Source organism: Sphingobium sp. TB-6 (genome assembly GCF_012927365.1).
Classification (GTDB): domain Bacteria; phylum Pseudomonadota; class Alphaproteobacteria; order Sphingomonadales; family Sphingomonadaceae; genus Sphingobium.
In genome coordinates this window covers 106462-129830 of record NZ_JABBGL010000006.1, presented here as the reverse complement: position 1 = coordinate 129830, position 23369 = coordinate 106462, and the positions used below count along the sequence as shown (strand labels likewise).

Here is a 23369-nt window from a genome sequence, read left to right as displayed (position 1 = left end):
CTTTTCTTATTGGAGGCATCTGTCCAGGCCGTCGCGCTGGACGATGCCGATGCGGGCGGTGATGCTGTTGCCGTAGCGGCGGGTGAAGCCGTGCGGATCGATGGCCTCGCGCTTCTTGGGGAGGGGCAGGACGGCGGCGAGGCGGGCGGCTTCGGCGCGGGTCAGGCGCTGGGCGCCGTGGTGGAAATAGCGGATCGCGCCGGCCTGCGCGCCATAGGTGCCAATCCCGGTTTCCGCAACGTTGAGATAGACCTCCATGATCCGGCGCTTGCCCCAGATCGCTTCGATGAGGAGGGTGAACCAGGCTTCCAGCCCCTTGCGCAGAAAGCCGCCGCCCTGGAACAGAAAGACGTTCTTCGCCGTCTGCTGGCTGATGGTGGAGCCGCCCCGGATGCGGCCGCCGCTGGCGTTGTGGCGCATGGCCTGGGCGATGGCGACGGCGTCGAAACCGTGATGGCTGCAAAAGCGGCTGTCTTCGGCCGCGATGGCGGCGCGGGCCATGTTCGGGTCCATCTTGTCCAGGCTCATCCAGTCCTTGGTGATGCCATGGGGGTCGAACAGCATCGTCCATGTCACGGGCGGGGGGACGAAACGATAGATCACCACCATCAGCAGCGACAGGGCGACGAAACCGCCGAGAAGCTTGAGGGCGATACGCAGCCAGCGCGAACGGCGGTGAGGGGAGGCGGACTTTTTGGCGGTCATAGCGTCGTCGTAACGGGATCGCCGGGCGGTTCAAGCCCTGGCTTTTGGGCATGTGGGCGAGACGGGCGGCGGGATGGAGCGACGTGAAAGCGCCGGCTTCCTGAAGTGGAATGGGTGAGTGCATTTACTCCTTCACTTGCGCCCATCCCTGGCCCTCCGGCTTGCGGGGAGGGGAATAGCGGGGGATCAACGGTTATGTTTGCCCGATGATGCGAGGCTCGCGGACATAGGCAAATTCTCCTTCGCCCGTCCAGGCGCGTCCATCGGGAAAACGCAGCTCCAGCCCGGCCAGGTCGCGCTTGTCCGCCAACAGCATGTTGACCCCCATCAGCGTATTTCCGAACTTCGACGCCGCGCTGGCGGTCAGGTTGAAATGGGTCGTGGAACCGCAATTCTCGCAGAAGCGGATTTCCGCTGCCGGATCGGCCTTATCCTGTCTGCAATATCCCTTTGCCGGGCCATCGACGCTGACCTCCGACGGGTGGAAATAGCTCCAGCGGGCGCCGGTCTTGCTGCATAATGTGCAGTTGCATTCATTGATATATTCCGGTCGCTTGGCGAGTGTGACGCGGATTTGGCCGCAGAGGCAGGAAAGGTTCAGCATTTCAATCATGTATCAGCTCTGAAGTCCGCGCTCTATCCCTGACCGTTTTCAATTCTTATGCTTTGCCCATCCCAAAAAAGCCCCGGATCGCTCCGGGGCCATTTTTCTCAATGTGGACAGGATCAGGCAGTGGCAAGACGGGCGATCTTGCCCAGCTTGTCGCCCGCGATCCGCATCATCGCCTTTTGCAGCTTCTCGAAGGCACGGACCTCGATCTGGCGGACGCGTTCCCGCGACACGCCATAAACCTGGGAGAGTTCCTCCAGCGTCTTGGGCTCCTCGGCCAGGCGGCGTTCGGCCAGGATATGCTTCTCGCGGTCATTCAGGTCGTCCATCGCCTCGACCAGCATGTCGTGGCGCAGTTCGCTTTCCTGCCGGTCAGCGACGCGTTCGTCCTGCAACGGATCGGTGTCGGCCAGCCAATCCTGCCACTGGCCCTCGCCATCCTCGCGCATCGGCACGTTGAGCGACGTGTCGCCACCCATCGCCATGCGGCGGTTCATGGAGATGACGTCCTCTTTCGTGACGCCTAGATCGGTTGCGATCTTGGCCACGTCATCAGGATGCAGGTCGCCATCCTCGAACGCTTCGATATTGTTCTTCATCCGGCGCAGGTTAAAGAACAGCTTCTTCTGCGCTGCGGTGGTGCCCATCTTCACGAGGGACCAGGACCGCAGGATGAATTCCTGGATCGACGCGCGAATCCACCACATGGCGTAGGTCGCCAGGCGGAAACCGCGATCCGGCTCGAACTTCTTCACGCCCTGCATCAGGCCGATATTACCCTCGGAAATCAGCTCGCTGACCGGCAGCCCATAGCCGCGATAGCCCATGGCGATCTTCGCCACCAGGCGCAGATGCGACGTCACAAGCTGCGCAGCGGCCTCTGAGTCCGCATGCTCGGCATAGCGCTTCGCGAGCATATATTCCTGCTCGGGCGTCAGAATCGGAAATTTGCGGATTTCCGACAGATAGCGGTTGAGGCTGGCTTCACCGCCCAGCGCAGGAACCGCGGGGACATTGGTCTTTCCGGCCATGTCGTCACCTTTCCCTTTCATGCGCGGCGGAACCCAGAAGAGGCGTTCGAAGCGCCGTCGCAAACTTATCCAAATCTATACGTGAAGCTCGCTTAACAGTTCCTGCATATCGGCAGGGAGTTGGCTGTCGAAGCTGAGTGCCTCACCCGTTACCGGATGTATGAACCCAAGCCTTTTTGCGTGCAATGCCTGCCTTTTGAAACCCAGCGTTTCCAGTATCGATTTGAAACCTTTTCTTTCTCTACCGTAAACCGGATCCCCGATCAAGGGGTATCCCAGATGCGCCATATGGACGCGAACCTGGTGCGTGCGCCCGGTTCCCAGCCTGCATTCGACGAAAGCCGCGCCACGCAGCTTCTGCAACGTTCGGTAATGGGTAACGGCATGTTTGCCGCGTCCTTCCCGATGAACGGCCATTTTCTTTCGATCAGCGTCGGAACGGCCGATCCATGTATCCACCGTCCCGGATGCCGGATGAGGCACGCCATAGACGATGGCGGCGTAAAGCCGGTCGATGCTATGCGCCTGAAACTGCTGAGCGAGCCTTTCATGGGCACGGTCTGACTTGGCAACGACCAAAAGGCCGGAAGTATCCTTGTCGATGCGATGAACGATGCCGGGGCGGGCCACGCCGCCGATGCCGGAAAGCTGCCCCTGGCAATGGTGGAGCAGCGCATTGACCAAGGTGCCGTCCAGATTGCCTGCCGCGGGATGGACGACAAGGCCTGCGGGCTTGTCGATGACGATCAGGTCGACATCCTCATGGACGATGACGAGCGGAATGTCCTGCGCGATCGCTTCCGCCTCGACCGGAGGGGGGAGGGTGATGGCGAAGGCCTGGCCCGCCGCAACTTTCATGGAAGGGTTGGGGGAACGGCCGGAGGTCGTCACCTGGCCGTCGACAATCAGGCTTTTCAGCCGTTCGCGCGACAATATAGGCAGCAGGTCAGCCAGCGCCTTGTCCAGCCGCATGCCATCCTGCGCTTCACCAATCACTGCTTCTAAGATGGAAACCCCCAAATTCATTGCGTAGGAAAGTAGGAATGAAGGTCAGAATTTCAAGAGGCATATTGGAACAAATCATGTCCGAAGCGGCGGCTGACCCCCATGAGGTCTGCGGGCTGCTTCTGGGCGAGGCGGGGCGGATCGCGGAGAGCCGGCCCGCCGCCAATGTCGCGCCCGATCCGGCGCGGCATTTCGAGCTGGACCCGGCGGTGCTGATCGCGGCGCATCGGGCGGCGCGGGCGGGCGGGCCTCAGATATTGGGGCATTATCATTCGCATCCGGGCGGCGTGCCGGTTCCTTCGGCCACCGACGCGGCCTGCGCCGTGGCGGACGGCAGTTTGTGGTTGATCGTCGGGGGAGGCGTGACGCGGCTCTGGGTTTCGACGGGAAGGCAGGAAAATGCACGATTTGTTGAGGCTTCGCTCGATATCTTGTGAGCGAAAGGCGGCAGGCCGGGCTTGCATCATGCAACAGGGCAGCGCATTAGCCATTCATTCCCTTCCCGATTTTCTTTCCGGCGGCAGCGAAACTTCATGATCAATCCGACAGACAGCATCGAAACCGGCAGCATCGAATTTGCCAGCCTGCTCTGTTCGCGGCTGTGCCACGACCTTTTGAGCCCTGTCGGCGCGCTCAACAACGGGCTGGAGCTGATGGCGGATGAGACGGACCCGGAAATGCGGCAACGCTGCCTGGATCTGTTGGCGGACAGCGCCAAGACATCGGCCAACAAGCTCAAATTCTTCCGGTTGGCCTTCGGGTCGGCGGGCGGTTTCGGTGACGCCGTGCCGACGCATGAGGCGCGGGTGGCGATCGAGGGCATGTTCGCCGCTACGGGGCGGGTGAAGATCGGCTGGCTGGTCGAGGACGACATGCTCGACAAGCTGCCGGTGAAGGTGCTGCTGAACCTGGCATTGATTGCCGGGGATGCGCTGGTGCGGGGCGGGCAGCTCGACATCGGTGCGGAAAAGCGGCCGGGCGTCACGGAAATCGTCGTGCGGGCGGAAGGGCCAAGGCTGGTGCTCGATCCCGATCTGCGGGCGGCGCTGGCGGGAACCTTGCCGCCGGAAGGGCTGGCTTCGCGGACATCGGCGGCCTGGATGGTGAGGGCGCTGGTTACAAATGCCGGGGGTGAGATCGCCCTTTCGCCCGCTGGCGAGCCGGTGCTGTTGTTCGGCGCCTCTATTCCCGACGCGCGTTAAGCGGTCGCTTCCTTCACCAACAGGGCGATGAGATCGGCGGCGGGCAGGGCGCGAGCCAGGGGCGCTCCTTGGCCGGCCCATTGCGCGCCGAAGCCGCCTTCGCCCTTGGCTTTTGCTGCGGCGTTGAGGGCTTTTCCAGCATCATAGGCGATCGGATAGGCTGGGGGCTCCAGCCTTGCTTCGGCACCCCAGGCGGTGAAGCGATTGGCGAGGCAGCGGGCAGGGCGGCCCGATATGGCGCGGGTCATGATGGTGTGATGGGCTGCCGGGCTGGCGAGGGCGGTGCGATAGGCTTCATCGGCGCTGCTTTCCGGGCAGGCGATGAAGGCCGTGCCGAGTTGCGCGGCGACAGCGCCAAGGTTTAGCGCGGCGCCTATGCCCTGTCCGTCCATGATGCCGCCGGCGGCGATCACCGGCAGGCCGGACCGGGCGGCGAGCAGGCGGGTAAGGGCGAAAGTGCCGAGTTGATCGTCGGGCGCTTCGGGATCGAAGGCGCCGCGATGGCCGCCTGCCTCATAGCCCTGCGCGACTATGGCGTCGATGGCCGCCTCTTTTGCGGCATGTGCTTCGTCTAAATTGGTTGCGGTGGCGAGCAGGAGGCATCCGGCTTGCTTGAGTGCCGCGATGCGCGTCGGATCGGGCAGGCCGAAGTGGAAGCTGACGACGGGCGGGGCGAGATCCACGAGGGCGGCGAGCATCGCGTCGTCCTCCACGAAGCTGCGGTAGATTTCGTGGAGGCTGGTTGGCGGCTGGGCATCATAGCTGTGGAAGATCGGCGCCAGGGCGGCGAGCCATACCGCTTCCTTGGCTGGATCGCTGCGCGCGGGCGCATGGGTGAAGAGGTTGACATTGAATGGACGGCGGGTCTGCGTGCGGACGGCCTCTATCATGGCGCGGGCGCCTGCCGCGTCGGTCGCGCCAACCGCGATCGAGCCGAGCGCGCCGGCATTGGAGACGGCGGCGGCCATGGCGGGTGTCGAGACGCCGGCCATCGGCGCCTGGATGATAGGATGGGTCAGGCCCAGCGACTCGATGAGCGACATCTTCCGATTTTTGAGCATGGTGGCGCATCATGCAACCGTGGGTTGAAGCGCTTGGCCCTCAGGTGGCTTGTCCATCGGCTTGCTGTGCCAGGCCAAACCCTCGCCGTTCCATTTGCCTGAGCAGCTCCGTCAAGGGAATTTCGATATATTTATGTGCGATGACGCCCGCGACGATGGAGGCGAGGATCGCGATGACGGCGCCGCCTGCATGATCCTGACCGAAGAACAACAAGGCCGGGAGCAGGATGAATAGATGCGACAGATAGATGGCGTAGGAGGCTTCGCCAAGGAGCGTGGGTAATGGCCAATCCTTCAACTTGTGGTCGAGTGAGCGGGCCGAGGCCAGAATCAGGGCGACGGGTGCGGTGACGGTAAGCGGGCGGATATCTGTCCACTGCGGCGCCAGGGCAAGAAGAAGGAAGCCGAGCGGCGTTAGCCATCCGGGCAGCCGGAAATCGAAATGGGCGATCAGCATGCCGACGACGAAATCGAGAAGGATGGGCTGGCCATAATAGGCGGCCAAGGGCGGAGGATCCGGGAACTGGCTGATGCACGACGCCAGGATGAGGATCGATGCCAGTGCGGGAATGGCGATTCTGCGGGGCACAGGCAGGAAGAGCGCGAACAGGGCGTAGAAGGCCATTTCGAAATTGAGCGTCCAGCCGACCGGCAGGACAGGACCGTCGGCAATGCCCATGGATGGCAGGAAGAGCATGGAGGACAGGATTTTCCACCCATTTTCCTCGCCTGTGCCGATCACGACGCAGGCGGTCGCGATCCAGTAAAGCGGTGCGATCCGTCTGACTCGCCGCCAGAAAAAGGATGCCGGATCGGGTGGTGATGCCGATGTGGATATGACCATCACATAGCCGGAAATCCCGAAAAACAGCCCCACGCCTTCTCTCAGCCATCGGGTCATTGCGGGATCGTCTGCCGACATCAGATGGTAGGAGAAGACATGATAGGTGACGACCATCACCGCCGCGATCATGCGCAGATAATGGATGGATCGGATGCGGTGGGAACCGGGCGGCATAGGCGGTTCCTCGCAGGCATCAGTAAATCTGCGGTAAACTCTTGTACCGATGGGTGATTTTCTTCACGCGATGCGATCGAGAAGGCAAAGAAAAAGGCCCGGCCGCCTGCGCGACCGGGCCTTTTTCCCGAAACAGTCCCGAAAAAAATCAGGCGCTGTAGTACATGTCGAATTCGACCGGCGAGGGAGCCATTTCCCAGCGGTATACTTCGGGCCACTTCAGTTCGATATAGGCATCGATCTGGTCCTTGGTGAACACGTCGCCCTTCAGCAGGAACTCGTAATCGGCTTCCAGGCTGTTCAGCGCTTCACGCAGCGAGGCGCAAACGGTAGGCACCTGGCTCAGTTCTTCCGGCGGCAGGTCATAGAGATTCTTGTCCATCGCGGCGCCCGGATGGATCTTGTTCTCGATGCCGTCGAGGCCAGCCATCAGCAGCGCGGCGTAGCACAGGTACGGGTTGGCCATCGCATCGGGGAAGCGGAACTCGACGCGCTTCGCCTTGGCACCGGCGCCGTAGGGAATACGGCAGGAGGCCGAACGGTTGCGAGCCGAATAGGCCAGCAGAACCGGGGCTTCGAAGCCCGGCACCAGACGCTTGTAGCTGTTGGTGGTCGGGTTGGTGAAGGCGTTCAGAGCCTTGGCGTGCTTGATGACGCCGCCGATGAAGTAGAGGCACATGTCGGACAGGCCGGCATAGCCTTCGCCCGCGAACAGCGGCTTGCCCGCGTCCCAGATCGACATGTGGGTGTGCATGCCCGAACCATTGTCCTGCGCGATCGGCTTCGGCATGAAGGTCGCGGTCTTGCCATAGGCCTGGGCGACCATCTGCACGACATATTTATAGATCTGCATGCGATCGGCGGTCTGGACCAGCGTGCCGAAGGTCAGGCCGAGTTCGTGCTGGGCAGCGGCCACTTCATGGTGGTGCTTGTCGCAGGGCAGGCCCATTTCGAGCATGGTCGAAACCATTTCGGCGCGGATGTCGGTGCAGGGATCGACCGGCGCGACGGGGAAATAGCCGCCCTTGGCGCGCGGACGGTGGCCCAGGTTACCGCCTTCATATTCCTTGCCGGTGTTGGTCGGCAGTTCGATGTCGTCGATCTTGAAGTAGCTCTGCGAATAGTCATTCTCGAAGCGCACGTCGTCGAACATGAAGAATTCGGCTTCCGGGCCGACATAGACGGTGTCACCGAAACCGGCCGACTTGACGAAGGCTTCGGCGCGCTTCGCGGTCGAACGCGGGTCGCGGCTGTACAGTTCGCCGGTGTCGGGCTCGACGATGTCGCAGAAGATGATTAGCATCGGGGTGGCGCTGAACGGATCGACATAGACGGCGTCCAGGTCGGGCTTCAGGATCATGTCCGATTCGTTGATCGCCTTCCAGCCTTCGATCGACGAACCGTCGAACATCAGACCCTGGGTCAGTTCATCTTCGCCCAGCACCGAAGACACCATGGTCAGGTGCTGCCACTTGCCCTTGGGATCGGTGAAACGGACATCGACCCACTCGATCTCCTTTTCTTCGATCATCTTCAGGATGTCTTTAGGCGTGTTAGCCATGTGAACTTGCCCTTCTTTCAAAAATACCCCCCCAAAGGGGTGCGTTGATATGCGTCCGCCAAAAGCCCCTGGAAATCATCCCCTGCAAGCCGGCGAGAACCCGTAAAAATCAGATGGCGTCGCTGTCGCGCTCGCCGGTGCGGATGCGGACCGCGCCTTCGATGTTGGAAATGAAGATCTTGCCGTCCCCGATGCGGCCGGTCTGCGCGGCGGCCGAGATCGCCTCCACCACCCGTTCAGCGAGCGAATCGTCGACGACGACCTCCAGCTTCACCTTGGGCAGGAAGTCGACGACATATTCGGCGCCGCGATAGAGTTCGGTATGGCCCTTCTGGCGGCCGAAACCCTTGGCTTCCGTGACGGTGATGCCCGAAACGCCGACTTCGTGAAGGGCTTCCTTCACTTCATCGAGCTTGAACGGTTTGATGATCGCTTCGATCTTCTTCATCTTTAGATATCCCAACTCAAACGCGCGCCAAATGGCGGGTATGACCCCGCCTTTCGTTCCACTCGAGTGACGATCATCATGCCCCCCGAAGGCAAGCGCCGCCTCTCTTCCCAATCAATTACCGTGCCAAATAGCGAATCGCTGGAAACTGCTTTCTGCGATGCAGCAACTTTTGTCCATATTGCCCGGATTTCGGGCAATATCATGACGTTCTGCCCATTTTTTGGGCAGTGATCGATGATCAGAGCTTATAAGGCGGCGCGTCGAGACCCGCCGGGCTCTTGGTGAAGATCTCACAGCCGGTTTCGGTGATGCCGATGCTGTGCTCGAACTGCGCGGACAGGGTGCGGTCGCGCGTCACCGCCGTCCAGCCGTCCTCCAGCATCTTCACGCCGGGCTTGCCGATGTTGATCATCGGCTCGATGGTGAAGAACATGCCGGGTTTCAGTTCCGGGCCGGTGCCGGGGCGTCCGACATGGACGACCTCCGGACTGTCGTGGAACACGCGGCCCAGTCCATGGCCGCAGAAATCGCGGACGACGCCATAGCGGTGCTTTTCGGCATGCCGCTGGATGGCATGGCCGATGTCGCCCAGATGATTGCCCGGCTTCGCCTGCTCGATGCCCAGCATCAGGCATTCATAGGTGACCTCGACCAGCCGCCGCGCCTTGATCGGCGCTTCGCCGCAAATATACATGCGGCTGGTGTCGCCGTGCCAGCCATCGACCAGCGGCGTCACGTCGATATTGAGGATATCGCCTTCTTTCAGCTTCTGCTCGCCCGGAATGCCGTGACAGATGACATTGTTGAGCGAGATGCAGCAGCTATGCGTATAGCCGCGATAGCCCAGAGTCGCCGGCACGCCGCCGCCATCCAGCGTCATGCGGCGGACGATGTCGTCCAGTTCGCCGGTGGTGACGCCCGGCACGACATGCGGCACCAGCGCGTCCAGTATTTCCGCCGCCAGCCGCCCGGCCTTGCGCATGCCTTCGAAACCGGCCGCGTCATAAAGCTTGATCGCGGTCGAGCGGGAAATCGGCGCATCCGCCGTCATCGTCATATATTCGGTCATGGGCGTGATTATAAGCAGGGATGCGGCATAATGCGAGGGGGGCGGCTAGGCAGCGCGCGCGGCAGAGGCTATGGCCAGCGCATGGCCGACCCCACCCGCATATGGACCGCAGCGCTGATCGTAATCGGTGACGAGATTCTCTCGGGCCGGACACAGGACAAGAATGTGTCGCAGATCGCGACCTGGCTGAATGTGCAGGGCATCCGCCTGCGCGAAGTCCGGGTGGTCGCGGACGAACCCGATGCGATCGTGGAAGCGGTTAACACGCTCCGGGCGCGCAACGATTATCTGTTCACGACCGGCGGCATCGGACCAACGCATGATGACATCACCGTCGACGCCATCGCCGCGGCGCTGGGCGTGGAGGTCGAAATCCATGCTGAGGCGCGGGCGATGCTGTCGGGCTATTATGAGACGCGCGGCGGTCTGACCGAAGCGCGGCTGCGCATGGCGCGGGCGCCCGCCGGATCGAGCCTGATAGAAAATCGCATGTCCGGCGCTCCCGGACTTCGGCATGGCAATATCTTCATCATGGCGGGTGTGCCGCACATTACGGCGGGGATGCTGGACAGCCTGACCGGCAAGCTGGAAGGCGGCCTGCCGGTGCTGTCGGCAACCATCGGCTGCTGGGTGGCGGAGAGCGAGATCGCGGACCTGCTTGGTGAGACCGAACGGGCGCATGAGGGGTGTCAGATCGGCAGCTATCCCTTTTTCCGGGAGGGGAAAACCGGGGCGAATTTCGTGATCCGCTCCGTTGACGCGGCGGTGCTGGATCGGTGCGTAGCGGATTTGAGCGCGGCGCTGGAGCGCGGTGGCTGGCCGGTGGTCGCCGGGGGGATTTGAGCGCCTGAGTGGCTCATGCGGGTGGTTTGCGGAACAGCCGGTTTGAAGCGGCTAATTGCGGTTAGCGGACCTCGCGCAACACCTGCTGCACAGCAAGTTCTATAGCTTTCAATGACTGTTTAAACATTGCGATCGCGTAAAAAATGATCGCGATTATGAAGACAAAACCGAGCCAGTCCCCTTCACCGAAAACCCAGATACCCATCCATCCCCCAACGATGAGGAATAGGACCGAGGAATATCGTGGCAGGGCAAACGGAAACGAATACATAATGCGCTCAGCAACCTGCCGTTCGTTGCCGATTTGGGTAGGGGAAAGCAGTCTTGGTAGCATCCTGATCCCGAATGCCCAGTCAAACATCAACAGCGTGCCTCCCAAGGCAATGGGCAAGCCAGCCTGTCGGGGAACAGCGTTTGTCGAGAGTGCCCACGCCACAGGAAACGTGAGGAGGGCGGCGATGAACAACATGAACCATATCGACTGAAAGACCCGCATTAGGTCACTCTTAATGGCAGGGTGAACGTTTGCAATTGGTCGTTAGCGCTTTGCTCTGCGGCGACCAAGAAAACCGAGTTCAAGTGCTACCCCAGCCCAGTAAGCAAGGATCATCACGAATAGCAGCCTCCTATAGTCGGGGCGAAGCCAGCCAAATGCCTCGGCTGCCATGAAGGCCATTCCCACCCAGATCGCGATGAAGATATCGTGATGTGGGTGACGCTGAATAGGGCATCTACCAAACGTTTCATGATCGCTATCTAGCATGATTTACGATGTCCGCTATGGCGACCGGCGCGAGGTCGAATGAACGGCAAGAAGTGGTCGTTTTCAGACCCTCCTTCCCATCATCCGATCCTGACCGTGGAGGACTGGCTAAGGATCATGCGTTGCCCAATGGCTACAGAATCCAAAAAAACATCCTATTCCGCCGACAGGGAAGGATTGTGCCTGTCCTATTTCGCGCCAACGGGTCTATCCCGCATCCCTCTTTGAAACGTCCGGCACATCGCGTCTCCACGCATACGCGCGCGCAAGCACGCGCGCGCGTACACTGTGAACTTCGGCGTGAAATGGTCGGTTGCAGCCAAGACTCCTTCGTCATGCCGGGCTTGACCCGGCATCCCGCTTTCTTTTCCGCGCACAGTAGATGAAGAAGCGAGACCCCGGCTCAAGGCCGGGCCGCCGTGGGTATGAACATCTGCCTTATGGTCGTTCGCGGCCTTCCTTCAATTTCCTCCGTCCAACAGCCGCCGGGCGATCACCTGCGCCTGGATTTCGCCCGCGCCCTCGAAGATATTGAGTATCCGCGCATCGGCCAGCAGGCGGCTCACCTGATATTCGGTGGCGAAGCCGTTGCCGCCGTGGATTTGTAGCGCATTGTCCGCGGCTGCCCATGCCACCCGCGCACCGATTAGTTTCGCCATGCCGGCCTCCAGGTCGCAGCGCTTGCCTTCATCCTTGCGCCGGGCGGCGAAATAGGTGAGCTGGCGCGCACCCATGATCTCCGCCGCCATCATGGCGAGCTTGTTGGCGACGCGGGGGAAGTCGAAGATCGGCCGCCCGAACTGCTTGCGGTCGAGCGCGTAGGACAGGCCGATGTCGAGCGAGGCCTGCGCCACGCCGATGGCGCGGGCGGCAGTCTGGATGCGGGCAGATTCGAAGGTCGCCATGAGCTGCTTGAAGCCCTGGCCCTCGACCCCGCCGAGCAGATTGGCGGCGGGGACGCGGAAATCGTCGAAGCCGATCTCATATTCCTTCATGCCGCGATAGCCGATCACTTCGATCTCGCCGCCGCTCATGCCGGGGGTGGGGAAGGGATCGGCCACCGTGCCGCGCTGCTTGGGCGCGATCAGCATGGAGAGGCCGCTGTAATTTTTCGTCTCGGCATTGGTGCGGACCAGCAGGGTCATCACATCGGCGCGGGCGGCGTGGGTGATCCACGTCTTGTTGCCGTTGATCCGATATTCGCCGTCAGCCAGAGTCGCGCGGGTGCGGAGCGAGCCGAGGTCGGAGCCGGTATCCGGTTCGGTAAAGACGGCGGTCGGCAGGATCGAGGCATTGGCGATCTGGGGGAGCCAATAAGCCTTCTGCTCGTCCGTGCCGCCGGTCAGGATCAGTTCCGCTGCAATCTCGGACCGGGTGGCGAGCGATCCCACGCCGATCCAGCCGCGCGACAATTCCTCTGACACGACACACATGGCGGTCTTGCCCATGCCTAGGCCGCCATATTCTTCGGGGATGGTCATGCCGAACACGCCCATCTCGCCCAGTTCTTCGACGAGAGGCAGGGGGATCAGCTCGTCCTTGAGGTGCCATTCATGCGCGAAGGGTGCCACCTTCTCGTTCGAGAGGGCGAAGAATTGCTCGCGCACCATGTCGAACATGTCGTCCAGACCGCAATTTTCCAGCGTCGCATGGCCGCGCTGGGCGACGAGGTGGCGGGCGATGGCGGTCTTGACCGCTTGCCCGCCACCTTGGCGGACCAGGGTGCGGAAGGCAGGCGCATCGAGAGCGGAAAGATCGTCCGTCAGGTCCATGGCGCGGATCACCTCGCCCTGGTTCATGGGGATGCCCCCCAGCATCTGCGCGCCATATTCGGCAAAGAGCAATTGGGCGAGCAGCGCCTCGATTTCTCCAAATGCACCGTCCGCGGTCAGATTGGCGGCCCAGTTGGCGACCTCCCGCATCATTTCGGCATAGGAGGCGAACCAGCCGAAGCCATGCACGGCATGCTGCTCGACATCCGCCAGCACGCGGTCGACCTTGCCAGACTCATTGGTGATGCGCGCCTTCACCTGCGGCTGGGCGGCGGCGACGAAGGCCTGGGCCGCGTCGGCCGCGCCGGAGAGCAGGGCGGGGAGTCCGGGCAGCACCAGCACGCTCTTTTCCAATTGCACTGTCGCGCTCATCCCTCGCCAGCCTGTTTCTTGTTGGCCGCCGCCATCGCCTTGGCATCGATATTGCCGACCAGATTGCCGGTCATGAGCTGGTTATGCGCATGGGCGAGGTGGTGCATGTGGAACACGCCGTCCATCGCCTGCCGCTTGCCGCGCAGATCTTCCACGAAATTGAACGCTTGCTTGGTGAGCGCCAGCCCGAAGCGGTCATGCTGGGCGATCTCGGCGGCGATCTTCGCCACTTCCTCGCGCAATGTTTCGCGAGGGAAAATCTCGTTCACCATGCCGAACTGATAGGCGCGCTGGGCGGGCATCCTCCGCCCGAGCAACAGCAGTTCGCGGGCGACACGCGGCGGCAGTTCGAAGGCGTGGGCGAAATATTCGACCCCCGGCTGGGCCATGCGCTGCACCGGGTCCTGGAAGAAGGCATCCTCCGACGCGACGATCAGGTCGCACACCCAGGCCAGCATCAGCCCGCCCGCGATGCAGGCGCCCTGGACCATGGCGATCATCGGCTTGGGGATATCCTGCCAGCGGCGACAGAGGCCGAGATAGCCGTCCTGCTCCAGCACATATTGCCGCTCTGCGCCGCCCTTGTTGAGATGGTCCCACCACATGGTCGTACGGAAGCGCGGCATGTGGCTGTCTTTCTCCGGCGTGCCGATGTCATGGCCGGCGGAGAAATGCTTGCCCTCGCCGCCGAGCACGATGACCTTGACCTCGTCATCCTCGACGGCGCGCTTGAAGGCGTCGTCGAGCTGCCCCAGCAGCCGGTAATTCTGCGCATTGCTATATTGCGGGCGGTTGAGCATCACCCATGCGACGCCCTCCTCGACCTTGTAGGTCACATATTCGGGTTGCGCTTCTTCGGACATGTCGCTTCTCCTCAGCGCGGCGGCATGCGCAGGCCGCCATCCAGCCGCACATATTCGCCGTTCCAATAGTCATTCTCGATCATCGCCAGCGCCATGGTCGCGAACTCCTCCGGCTTGCCGAAGCGCTTGGGGAAGGGGACCGTGGCGGATAGCGCATCGCGCACCTTGTCGCTCGCCCGCGCCATCAGCGGCGTGTCGAAAATGCCGGGCAGGATTGCGTTGACGCGAATGCCTTCGCCCATCAGGTCGCGGGCCATGGGGAGGGTCAGGCTGACGATGCCGCCCTTCGACGCGCTATAGGCCGCCTGGCCGATCTGGCCGTCTATGGCCGCCGCGCTGGAGGTGTTGATGATGACGCCGCGCGCATTGTCCTCCAGCGGATCGAGCGTCAGCATGCCCGCCGCCGACTTGGCGCAGCAGCGGAAGGTGCCGATCAGGTTGATCTGGATGATCCGTTCGAACTGGTCGGTCGGGAAAGCCTTGATCGCGCCGGTTTCGCGGTCTCGGCTGGCGGTCTTGACGACATTGCCGGTGCCCGCGCAGTTGACGATGATCCGTTCCTGCCCATGAGCGGCGCGGGCCGTTTCGAACCCCGCGTCGACCGAGGCTTCGTCGGTTACGTCGACCTTGCAGAAAGTGCCGCCGATTTCGGCCGCGACCCTGTTGCCCGTCTCCTCGTTGAAGTCGAACAGGGCGACCTTCACGCCCTTGGCGGCGAGTGCGCGGGCGGTCGCTTCGCCCAGGCCGGATGCGCCGCCTGTCACGATGGCGGCTATGCTATTGTCGAGCTTCATGCGTCTGTCCTCTCCTAGGCGGGGCGCTGGGTGATCGCACCCTCGGCGGCCAGCGCATCCAGCGCGGCATCGTCGAGGCCGAGCCACTGGCCCAATATCTCACGGCTATGTTCGCCAACGCGTGGCGGGCAATGGCGGTAATCGGCGGGTGTCGCGGACAGCTTGCCCGGATAGGCGACGGTGGGGATTTCCACGCCATCCTCCTCGCGGCGGAAGCGGTGAACGGTCTGCCGCGCCTCGACAAAGGGGTCTTCGAACACGTCCTTGATGGTGTTGACGGGGCCGGCAGGCACGCCCTTCGCGACGAAGCGATCCATCAGTTCGTCGCGGGGGAAGGGGCGGACGATCTCCTGCACCTTCGCCTCGATCGCGTCGCGGTTGATGAGCCGCTGGGCGCTGGTGGCGAAGCGCGGATCGGTGCCGAGTTCCGGATGGCCCATCTCCGTGCAGAAGGCGCGGAACTGGCGGTCATTGCCGATGGCGATGATCATCATGCCGTCCGCGACGTCGAAGGTCTTGTAGGGAACGACGGTCGGATGGCGATTGCCCAGGCGCCCCGGCACGACGCCGCCGACCAGAAAGTTCATCCCCTGATTGGCGAGCATCGCGATCTGGGTGTCGAGCAGCGATACGTCGATCTGCTGCCCCTCTCCGGTACGGTCGGCATGGCGCAGCGCCATCATGATCGAGACGGTGGCGAACATGCCCGTGGAAAGGTCCGCCATGGCAACGCCCGCACGGAGCGGACCGCCATTTTCCTCGCCCGTGATGCTCATGAAGCCGCCCATGCCCTGCGCCACGAAATCATAGCCGCCACGGTCGGCATAGGGGCCGTTCTGACCGAAGCCGGTGATCGAGCAATAGACGAGGCGGGGGTTTACGCCACGCAGGCTCTCATAATCGAGGCCATATTTCTTGAGGCCGCCGACCTTGAAATTCTCGACCAATATGTCGGCTTCGGCGGCCAGCTTGCGGATGAGGTCCGCGCCTTGCGGCGTAGCGAGGTCGATCGCCAGCGATCGCTTGTTGCGGTTGCAGGAGAGATAATAGGCGCTGGTGCCTATCTCCGGCTCGCCATCCGCGCCGGTCAGATAGGGCGGGCCCCAGGCGCGGGTGTCGTCGCCATGGCCGGGCAACTCGATCTTGATCACGTCCGCGCCGAAATCGGCCAGGATCTGCGTCGACCAGGGACCAGCGAGAACCCGCGAAAGGTCCAGCACCTTCACCCCTTCAAGAGCGCGGGCGTTCATGCCTGCGCTCCTGCCATCGTCATGTCGTCGGAAAATCGCATCCGCTCCTGTCCCTGAAGTTCTGCTGCATCGGTTGACTCAACAGATAGCGGGACAGGGCGGCTAGTGCAATGATTTTTGCACTATGGGATAGTTTTCATGCTATTTCTTGCTCGCGCTGGCTAGGTAGGCGATCAGATTGGCGCGATCCGCCGGATTGGGCAGGCCAGCGAAGATCATCTTCGTGCCCGGAACCTTCGTGGCTGGCTTGGTCAGGAACGCGTCGAGCGACTTGGCGTCCCAGTGAATCTTGGCGTTCTTCATGGCGGGGGAATAAGCGAAACCAGCCACCGTGCCCGATGGGCGGCCTATCACTCCGGCCAGCGATGGCCCGAGCCGGTTCACGCCCGGATCGACCGAATGGCAGGCCATGCAACGGGCGAAGACCGCCTTGCCCTTGGTGGCGTCGCCCGCCTGGGCGAGTGCGGGGCTCGCAATCAGCATGGCAGTGGCGAACGCGACGAGTTTCGAAATCATCAGTTATCCTCTTCCCTTCATTACCGACTAGATTCTATACCAGTGTGCATAAATAAACCAATAGCAGCCTGAGTCTGAATGGCGATTGAAGAAGGACGCGCGATGGAGGGTGGTGCAGCGGAGGTGGTCCGGCGTTTTGGGCCGGCGGGAATGATTCTGGCCCTTTTAGTGAATGTCATGTTCGCGCTCAACGTGATCGCCATGAAGGTGGTGGTGGACGCGACGGCGCCGCTGCTGTCGGTGGCGTTGCGCATGGGCACGGTGTTTCTGCTGTGCGCGCCCGCGATCCGGCTGCTGCCGGGGAGGACCGGCTGGCTGGCGCTTTATGGTTTTTTGAACGGCGGGTTGTTCCTGTTGCTGCTCAATCTGGCGCTGTTCATGGCGACCAATGTCGGCGCGCTGGCGATCGCGGGGCAGCTCAGCGTGCCTTTCTCGCTGCTGCTGGGGGCGCTGTTGCTGGGGGAGAAGCTCAATGGGCGGAAGATTGCCGGGGTCATCCTGGCCTTTGCGGGCGTGGCGGCTTTGGTGTTCGACCCGCATATCCTGACCGAAGTGCCCGCCATATTGGTGATGGCGAGCGCGGCGATGATCTGGGGCGGCGCCACGCTGGTGCAGCGCAAGCTGGTCGGGGTGAGCGTGATGAACGGTCAGGCCTGGAACGGGCTGATGGGCGTTGCGACGCTGGCGCCCTTCGCATTGATGTTCGAGCGTCCCGCTATCGCCGGATTGGCGCATGTGGGATGGGTGCCGGTGGCTTGGTTTGCCTTCACCTGCCTGGGGTCTACGATCATTGGGCAGGGGACGCTGGCATGGTTGCTTCAGCGCTATCCGATCTCGACGATCATGCCGTTGATGCTGGCGGCGCCGGTGATGTCGACGGTGTTTGCGTCGCTTTATTTCGGGACGCCGATTACGGCCGTGATGATCGGCGGCGGGACGCTGGCGTTGATTGGGGTGGCGATCATTGCACTGTCGCCGGATCGGAAGGGGGCGGAGTAGTTAAAATCCTCCCCATCTGGCGATGGGGAGGATTTAGGTCAGGCCCGCTCGAACACCGCAGCGAGACCCTGGCCGCCGCCGATGCACATCGTCTCCAGACCATAGCGCCCGTCGCGCCGCTGCAATTCCCGCAGCAGATTGGCGAGGATGCGGCCGCCCGTCGCTCCGATCGGATGGCCGAGCGAAATGCCCGAGCCGTTGACGTTCAGTCGGTCCCGATCGTCCCAGTTCCAACCCTTGAGGCAAGCCAGCACCTGCGGCGCGAAGGCTTCGTTGAGTTCGACCAGATCGATGTCGCCCCAGCCAAGTCCCGTCCGGGCAAACAGCCGCTCGACCGCCGGGACCGGCCCGATCCCCATGCGCGAGGGATCGCAGCCTGCCGCCGCCCAGCTATGCAGATAGCCCATCGGTTCGAGGCCGAGTTCGCTGAGCTTGTCCTCCGCCACCACCAGGCAGGCCGCCGCGGCGTCATTCTGTTGGCTCGCGTTGCCCGCAGTGACGACGCCGTCCTTTTCGATGGGCTTGAGTAGCGCAAGCGATTCCGGGGTCGCGTCGGCGCGGATGCCTTCGTCCCTGGCGAACATCACAGGTTCGCCCTTGCGTTGGGGCACGGCGACGGGAACCAGTTCGTCGTCGAACTTGCCCGCCTTCCAGGCGGCGGCGGCGCGCTGGTGGCTCATCGCGGCATATTCGTCGCAGGCTTCGCGAGAGATGTCGTAATCCCTGGCGAGATTGTTCGCCGTCTCGATCATGCCGCTGATGATGCCGTAGCGGGCAATCGGCTGGGACATGACCCGGCCGCGAGTCAGACGGTCGTGGAACTGGGTTGAACCCGAACGGGCACCCCAGCGATGGTCCATCGAATAATATTCGACATTCGACATGCTCTCGACGCCGCCCGCTATGACGATATCGGCCGCACCCGTCTGGATGCGCATGGCCGCATCGATCACCGCCTGAAGCCCGGAGCCGCAACGGCGGTCAAGCTGCACGCCGGGGATGGACTCCGGCAGGCCCGCCGCCAGCGCCGCCCAGCGGCCGATGCAGGGCGCCTCGCCATTGCCATAGCCCTGGCTGAACACCACGTCGTCGATCCGCTCCGGATCGATCTTCGTGCGCTCGACCAGCGCCTTGATGATGACGGCGCCCAGATCGCCCGCCGAAAAGCTTTTGAGCGACCCGCCATATTTGCCGACGGCGGTGCGGATGGGGGCGACGATGGCGGCTCTGCGCATGGGAATGTCCTTCAAATGGAGATCAGCGGGAGGCTTCGGCCTGGCGGATCATCTGCTTGGCGATGATGGTCTGCTGGATCTGGCTGGTGCCTTCATAGATGCGGAGCAGCCGGACATCGCGATAGAAGCGCTCGACCTTATATTCGGCCATGTAACCGGCGCCGCCATAGATTTGCACGGCGCGATCCGCGATCCGGCCCACGGCTTCGGATGCATAATATTTGAGCGCCGCGCATTCGAGGCTGACGGGTTCGCCCGCGTCGAATTTCGCCGCGACGGACTGCATCAGCGCTTCGGTGGTCAGCATGTCGACCTTCATGTCGGCCAGCATGCCCTGCACAAGCTGGAAGTCGGCAATGCGCTGGCCGAATTGCTTGCGTTCCATCGCATATTGCAGCGCCATGTCGATCAAGCGCTGACACATGCCGAGCGACACCGCCGCGATATGGATGCGCCCGCGATCCAGCACCTTCATCGCCGTCTTGAAGCCGCGTCCGGGCACGCCGCCGATGATAGCCTTCGCCGGGACGATCACATCGTCCAGGATGACGTCGGTGGTGATCGATCCCTTCTGCCCCATTTTCTTGTCGGGCTTGCCGAAGCTGATGCCGGGGGTGTTGGCGGGCAGGATGAAGGCCGAAATGCCCGCCGCGCCCTTCACGTCCGGTTCGGTGCGCGCCATCAGCGTGAAGACGCTGGCGCGCGGGGCGTTGGTGATGAAGCGCTTGGTGCCGGTGATGCGGTAATTGTCGCCGTCCCGGATCGCCACGGTGCGGAGCGATCCCGCGTCGGAACCTGCCTCCGGCTCGGTCAGGCCGAAGCTGGCTATGGCTTCCCCGGTGGCGAATTTGGGCAGCCATTCGCTTTTCTGCTCTTCGGTCCCGTCCATGACGATGCCCTGGCTACCGATGCCGACCGTGGTGCCGATGACCGAGCGGAACACGACCGAAGCGCAGGTGATCTCACGAATGATCGCCGCTTCCTCCGCCATCGTGCAGCCAAGGCCGCCAAATTCCTCCGGCACGGAAAGGCCGAACAGGCCCATGTCGCGCATCTGCTGGATGATGCTTTCGGGGACGGCATCCGCTTCCTCGACCGCATCCTCCGCAGGGATCAGCTTTTCCGCGACAAAGCGCTGGACGGTGGTGCGGAACAGTTCGAACGTCTCAGCGTCCATCTCGAAATCTCCTCTCTGAAACTTTCAGTAAGTGACGTCCGCCACCATGGCGTCCATCCCGTCGCAGCGGATGGCGCGGAAGCGGCCGCCTTCATCCTCGCGCAGCAGCACGCTTTGGCCCTGGAAAACCGGCGCGACGGCGCGGAAGGAGAAACGGCTGGGTTCGCGTCCGCCACAGCGGGCGTGGCCGAACAGTTTCGTGGCGGTGAAGGGGCCATGGATCACGAGACCCGGATAGCCTTCTTCGCTGGTCGCGTAGGGCAGGTCGTAATGGATGCGGTGGCTGTTGAAGGTCACGGCGGAAAAGCGGAACAGGTCGACCGTGGAAGGCGTCCACGCCACATCCTGCGCCTCGGCTGGGAAGGCGGCGGGCGTGATCGCTGGAGTGGGCGCGCCTGCATCGCGATAGACGATGGTCTGCGTCTCGCGCACGCGTTCGCTGTCCCCTTGCATGATGCGATGGTCGACGGTCAGCAGGATCAGCTCGCCGCTGCGGCCGCATTTGTGCGCAACATCCTGCACGGTGGAGATGCGCGTGGCTTCCCGGTCGAGCAGCAGGGGTTCGCTGAACGCCATTTCGGATGCTGCGAACATGCGCCGGGGCAGGCTGACCGGAGGCAGGAAGCCGCCGCGCCTGGGGTGGCCGTCCGGGCCGATCTGGTCGGCGGCGGCGACGGGCAGGAAGAAGGCCCAATGGGCGAGGGAGGGCTGAACCTCCCCGACATTGAGCGGCTCGCCGATGGCGGCGGCGAAGCGGATGAGGGCTTGGGCATCGAGCGTTTCGGTGCGGCTTTCGGTCTTGCCGATCCAGGTCCGCCAATGGGCGATGTCGGTTTCGGTGATGGTCATGCCACCAGTCCTTCATCATGCAGCCGTCCGATCGCGCCGCTGTCGAGGCCGAGCACGGTGGCGAGCACTTCGTCCGTATGCTGGCCAAGCTTTGGCGCGATCGCGACGGCGCCCCGCGCTTCATTGGCCAGCGTTCCCGCCGGACCGGATGTGGGATAGGTGAGGCCGCTCGGATGGGTGAGCGTCTCGAACAGCGGATTGGCGGTGAACAGACGCGGGTCGGTCGTTACCGCCTGACGCAGCGTCTGATATTCGCCCCAGGTCACGCCGCCCGCGTCGAAGGCGGGTTTCAGCGTTTTGGCCGTGCGGGTTGCGAATGCTGCCTCGAACAGCGGGAAGAGGCGCGCCCGGTGGGTGAAGCGGGCGCCTTCATCCTTGGCGAAACTGACGCCCAATTCCGCCTCGATCGCGCCAACCGCATCGCTGAGGTCCAGCGTCTTGAGCAGGCCGGACCACTGGCGGGGCGTGATGGCGACGACGATCAGCCGCTTGCCGTCCGCCGTCACGAAGTCGCGCCCGAAGGCGCCGAACAGGTCGTTGCCCATGCGGGGCCGGTCGCCTGAGGACAGTACTTCGGCCACCGAACCCAGATGCGACAGGCTGGACGCGGCGAGATCGGACAGCGGCACCCGGATTTCCGCGCCCTGACCGTTGATCCTGCGGCGGAGGAGGGCCGATGTCATGGCGAAGGCGGCATAGGCTCCGCCCAGCAGATCCCAGGCCGGCAGCACATGGTTGACCGGGCGATCATCATCGGCTGGCCCCGTCATCTGCGGCACGCCGACGGCGGCGTTGATCGTATAGTCGACCGCTGGCGATCCATCCGCCCAGCCCATCACCCGCACGGTGATGATGTCAGCGCGTTTCGCCGCCAGCGTTTCGTGGCTGAGGAACCCCTTCACCGGATAGTTGGTGAGGAACAGCCCGGCATTCTCCCCCGGCGCGGTCGCCAGCGCTACCGCCAGTTCGCGTCCTTCGGGGCGGCCGAGATCGATGGCAATGGATTTCTTGCCCTTGTTCAGCCCCTCCCAATAAAGGCTGTCGCCGCTGGGTGCGACCGGCCAGCGCCGGTAATCCGGTCCGCCACCGATCGAGTCGAAGCGGATCACTTCCGCGCCCATCTGCGCCAGATGCAGGCCGCAGGACGGCCCGGCGATGAAGGCGGCGCCCTCGACGACCCGCAGGCCTTTCAGCAATTCATACATATAATTTCACCATGGTCCGGCCGATATTCGCGCCGGTGAACAGGCCCCAAAAAGCGTCCAGCGCCTTGTCGATCCCTTCATAGACCGTCTCCGCCGAGGCCATCTGCCCGGCGGCGTTCCAGGCCGTCATCCGCTCCACCATCTCGCCCTCAAGGTCCATATGGTCGAGTGCGATGAAGCCCTCCATGCGGATGCGCTTGGTCATGATCATGGTGAGGTTGCGCGGCACGACCGGCGCGTCGGTGATATTATATTGCGAGATCATCCCGCACACCGCGAAGCGCGCGAAATTGTTCGCCAGTGCAAGCGCCGCCTGCAAATGATCACCGCCGACATTTTCGAAATAGACGTCGATGCCGGTGGCGCCGATCGCTTTGACCTCGCGGGCGAGCGCCTTGGTCAAATTGGGTTCGGCCTTATAGTCGATGGCGGCGTCGACCTTCAACACGTCGCTCAGGAAAGCGGTCTTTTCCGGCCCGCCTGCCGTTCCGATCACCTTGCAGCCGATATTGCGCGCAATCTGGCAGGCGATCGATCCCACCGCGCCGGATGCTGCCGAGACGAACACCACGTCATCCGGCTTCAACTGCGCGATCCGCATCAGCCCGGCATAGGCGGTGAGGCCGGGCATCCCTGCAAAGCAGAGCCAGGCCTGGGCAGGCAGGGCATTTTTGTCCCGCTTTTGGAGCGCGCTGGCGGGGGCGTTGAAGACCTCCCTCCAGCCCCGCCGCGAAAAGACAAGGTCGCCTGGCGAGTAAGCCGGATCGTTGGAGATGATGACTTCTCCGATCGCTGGCCCTTCCATCGGCGCATCGAGGGCGAAGGGCGGTACATAGCTTTTGGCGTCGCTCATCCGTCCGCGCATGGCGGGATCGACCGCCATCCAGAGGTTGCGGACCTGTACCTCTCCGGGACCGGGCGTCGGCGTGTCGACGGTGACCGTGGCGAAGTCTTCCGCTTGCGGAGTGCCGATCGGGCGGCGCTTCAGTTGGATTTCACGCGATAACATGCTGCTAGC

The 23369-nt window shown here is 62.9% G+C and carries 25 protein-coding genes; 5 read left to right on the top strand and 20 right to left on the bottom strand.

What is annotated here, in order from left to right:
• Positions 1–6 precede the first annotated feature (6 nt).
• The 4 genes from mtgA to HHL26_RS10405 all read right to left on the bottom strand — a co-directional run bounded on the left by mtgA (position 7) and on the right by HHL26_RS10405 (position 3372).
• Positions 7–705, bottom strand: a complete 699-nt coding sequence (gene mtgA / locus HHL26_RS10420) for a monofunctional biosynthetic peptidoglycan transglycosylase (protein WP_066558109.1) — start codon at positions 703–705, stop codon at positions 7–9.
• A 193-nt stretch (positions 706–898) separates the two neighbouring features.
• Complete coding sequence (locus HHL26_RS10415) at positions 899–1318, bottom strand: aldehyde-activating protein (protein ID WP_237229806.1); 420 nt, start codon at positions 1316–1318, stop codon at positions 899–901.
• A 113-nt stretch (positions 1319–1431) separates the two neighbouring features.
• Positions 1432–2346 carry an RNA polymerase sigma factor RpoH gene (gene rpoH / locus HHL26_RS10410; RefSeq protein WP_066561794.1) on the bottom strand — a complete coding sequence of 305 codons (915 nt, stop codon included), beginning with the start codon at positions 2344–2346 and terminating at the stop codon, positions 1432–1434.
• A gap of 75 nt (positions 2347–2421) precedes the next feature.
• Positions 2422–3372, bottom strand: a complete 951-nt coding sequence (locus HHL26_RS10405) for an RluA family pseudouridine synthase (protein ID WP_066558106.1) — start codon at positions 3370–3372, stop codon at positions 2422–2424.
• Between the two features lie 17 nt (positions 3373–3389).
• On the opposite strand from HHL26_RS10405, the gene HHL26_RS10400 reads away from it, so the two are divergent.
• Complete coding sequence (locus HHL26_RS10400; RefSeq protein ID WP_066558103.1) at positions 3390–3788, top strand: M67 family metallopeptidase; 399 nt, start codon at positions 3390–3392, stop codon at positions 3786–3788.
• Positions 3789–3884: 96 nt separating this feature from the next.
• Entirely contained in the window at positions 3885–4553 is a 669-nt protein-coding gene (locus tag HHL26_RS10395; RefSeq protein ID WP_066558100.1) for a histidine phosphotransferase family protein, read from the top strand.
• Here the strand turns inward: HHL26_RS10395 and HHL26_RS10390 are convergent.
• The 4 genes from HHL26_RS10390 to HHL26_RS10375 all read right to left on the bottom strand — a co-directional run bounded on the left by HHL26_RS10390 (position 4550) and on the right by HHL26_RS10375 (position 8641).
• Positions 4550–5596 carry a nitronate monooxygenase gene (locus HHL26_RS10390; RefSeq protein WP_087574724.1) on the bottom strand — a complete coding sequence of 349 codons (1047 nt, stop codon included), beginning with the start codon at positions 5594–5596 and terminating at the stop codon, positions 4550–4552. The two genes, HHL26_RS10395 and HHL26_RS10390, sit on opposite strands and share 4 nt — an antisense overlap.
• A 58-nt stretch (positions 5597–5654) precedes the next feature.
• Entirely contained in the window at positions 5655–6632 is a 978-nt protein-coding gene (locus HHL26_RS10385; RefSeq protein ID WP_066558097.1) for an acyltransferase, read from the bottom strand.
• A 148-nt stretch (positions 6633–6780) separates the two neighbouring features.
• On the bottom strand, positions 6781–8193 hold the full coding sequence (gene glnA / locus HHL26_RS10380; protein WP_066558090.1) for a type I glutamate--ammonia ligase: 1413 nt from the start codon (positions 8191–8193) through the stop codon (positions 6781–6783).
• A 109-nt stretch (positions 8194–8302) separates the two neighbouring features.
• Complete coding sequence (locus tag HHL26_RS10375; protein ID WP_007685085.1) at positions 8303–8641, bottom strand: P-II family nitrogen regulator; 339 nt, start codon at positions 8639–8641, stop codon at positions 8303–8305.
• A gap of 78 nt (positions 8642–8719) precedes the next feature.
• Between HHL26_RS10375 and HHL26_RS10370 the strand changes: the two genes are divergently transcribed.
• Positions 8720–8875, top strand: a complete 156-nt coding sequence (locus tag HHL26_RS10370; protein WP_169576092.1) for a hypothetical protein — start codon at positions 8720–8722, stop codon at positions 8873–8875.
• 7 nt (positions 8876–8882) lie between these two features.
• On the opposite strand, the gene map is transcribed toward HHL26_RS10370, so the two are convergent.
• Entirely contained in the window at positions 8883–9713 is an 831-nt protein-coding gene (map, locus tag HHL26_RS10365) for a type I methionyl aminopeptidase (protein WP_066558087.1), read from the bottom strand.
• An 81-nt stretch (positions 9714–9794) separates the two neighbouring features.
• On the opposite strand from map, the gene HHL26_RS10360 reads away from it, so the two are divergent.
• Positions 9795–10556 carry a molybdopterin-binding protein gene (locus HHL26_RS10360; protein ID WP_066561790.1) on the top strand — a complete coding sequence of 254 codons (762 nt, stop codon included), beginning with the start codon at positions 9795–9797 and terminating at the stop codon, positions 10554–10556.
• Positions 10557–10617: 61 nt separating this feature from the next.
• On the opposite strand, the gene HHL26_RS10355 is transcribed toward HHL26_RS10360, so the two are convergent.
• The 6 genes from HHL26_RS10355 to HHL26_RS10330 all read right to left on the bottom strand — a co-directional run bounded on the left by HHL26_RS10355 (position 10618) and on the right by HHL26_RS10330 (position 16886).
• On the bottom strand, positions 10618–11052 hold the full coding sequence (locus HHL26_RS10355) for a hypothetical protein (protein WP_066558084.1): 435 nt from the start codon (positions 11050–11052) through the stop codon (positions 10618–10620).
• A gap of 728 nt (positions 11053–11780) precedes the next feature.
• Positions 11781–13463, bottom strand: coding sequence for an acyl-CoA dehydrogenase family protein (locus HHL26_RS10350; protein WP_066558082.1), 1683 nt, complete (start codon positions 13461–13463; stop codon positions 11781–11783).
• Positions 13460–14326: an enoyl-CoA hydratase gene (locus HHL26_RS10345; protein ID WP_066558080.1), complete on the bottom strand. Its 867-nt coding sequence runs from the start codon at positions 14324–14326 to the stop codon at positions 13460–13462. Before HHL26_RS10345 ends, HHL26_RS10350 begins: the two co-directional genes overlap by 4 nt.
• Before the next feature lie 11 nt (positions 14327–14337).
• A complete protein-coding gene (locus HHL26_RS10340) occupies positions 14338–15120 on the bottom strand; it encodes an SDR family NAD(P)-dependent oxidoreductase (RefSeq protein ID WP_066558077.1) in 783 nt (260 codons plus the stop codon).
• Positions 15121–15134: 14 nt separating this feature from the next.
• Positions 15135–16370, bottom strand: coding sequence for a CaiB/BaiF CoA-transferase family protein (locus HHL26_RS10335; RefSeq protein WP_066558075.1), 1236 nt, complete (start codon positions 16368–16370; stop codon positions 15135–15137).
• 141 nt (positions 16371–16511) lie between these two features.
• Positions 16512–16886 carry a cytochrome c family protein gene (locus tag HHL26_RS10330; RefSeq protein WP_066558073.1) on the bottom strand — a complete coding sequence of 125 codons (375 nt, stop codon included), beginning with the start codon at positions 16884–16886 and terminating at the stop codon, positions 16512–16514.
• A gap of 78 nt (positions 16887–16964) precedes the next feature.
• Between HHL26_RS10330 and HHL26_RS10325 the strand changes: the two genes are divergently transcribed.
• Positions 16965–17885, top strand: a complete 921-nt coding sequence (locus HHL26_RS10325) for a DMT family transporter (protein ID WP_237229804.1) — start codon at positions 16965–16967, stop codon at positions 17883–17885.
• Between the two features lie 38 nt (positions 17886–17923).
• Here HHL26_RS10325 and HHL26_RS10320 read toward each other — a convergent pair whose 3' ends face one another.
• The 5 genes from HHL26_RS10320 to HHL26_RS10300 are packed head-to-tail and all read right to left on the bottom strand — an operon-like array spanning position 17924 to position 23360.
• Positions 17924–19120, bottom strand: a complete 1197-nt coding sequence (locus HHL26_RS10320) for an acetyl-CoA C-acetyltransferase (RefSeq protein ID WP_066558072.1) — start codon at positions 19118–19120, stop codon at positions 17924–17926.
• Positions 19121–19142: 22 nt separating this feature from the next.
• Positions 19143–20297: an acyl-CoA dehydrogenase family protein gene (locus HHL26_RS10315; RefSeq protein WP_066558070.1), complete on the bottom strand. Its 1155-nt coding sequence runs from the start codon at positions 20295–20297 to the stop codon at positions 19143–19145.
• Between the two features lie 24 nt (positions 20298–20321).
• Positions 20322–21146, bottom strand: a complete 825-nt coding sequence (locus HHL26_RS10310; RefSeq protein ID WP_066558068.1) for a MaoC family dehydratase N-terminal domain-containing protein — start codon at positions 21144–21146, stop codon at positions 20322–20324.
• Positions 21143–22351, bottom strand: coding sequence for a CoA transferase (locus HHL26_RS10305; RefSeq protein WP_066558065.1), 1209 nt, complete (start codon positions 22349–22351; stop codon positions 21143–21145). Before HHL26_RS10305 ends, HHL26_RS10310 begins: the two co-directional genes overlap by 4 nt.
• Positions 22344–23360: an NADP-dependent oxidoreductase gene (locus HHL26_RS10300; RefSeq protein ID WP_197672715.1), complete on the bottom strand. Its 1017-nt coding sequence runs from the start codon at positions 23358–23360 to the stop codon at positions 22344–22346. Before HHL26_RS10300 ends, HHL26_RS10305 begins: the two co-directional genes overlap by 8 nt.
• Positions 23361–23369 lie beyond the last annotated feature (9 nt).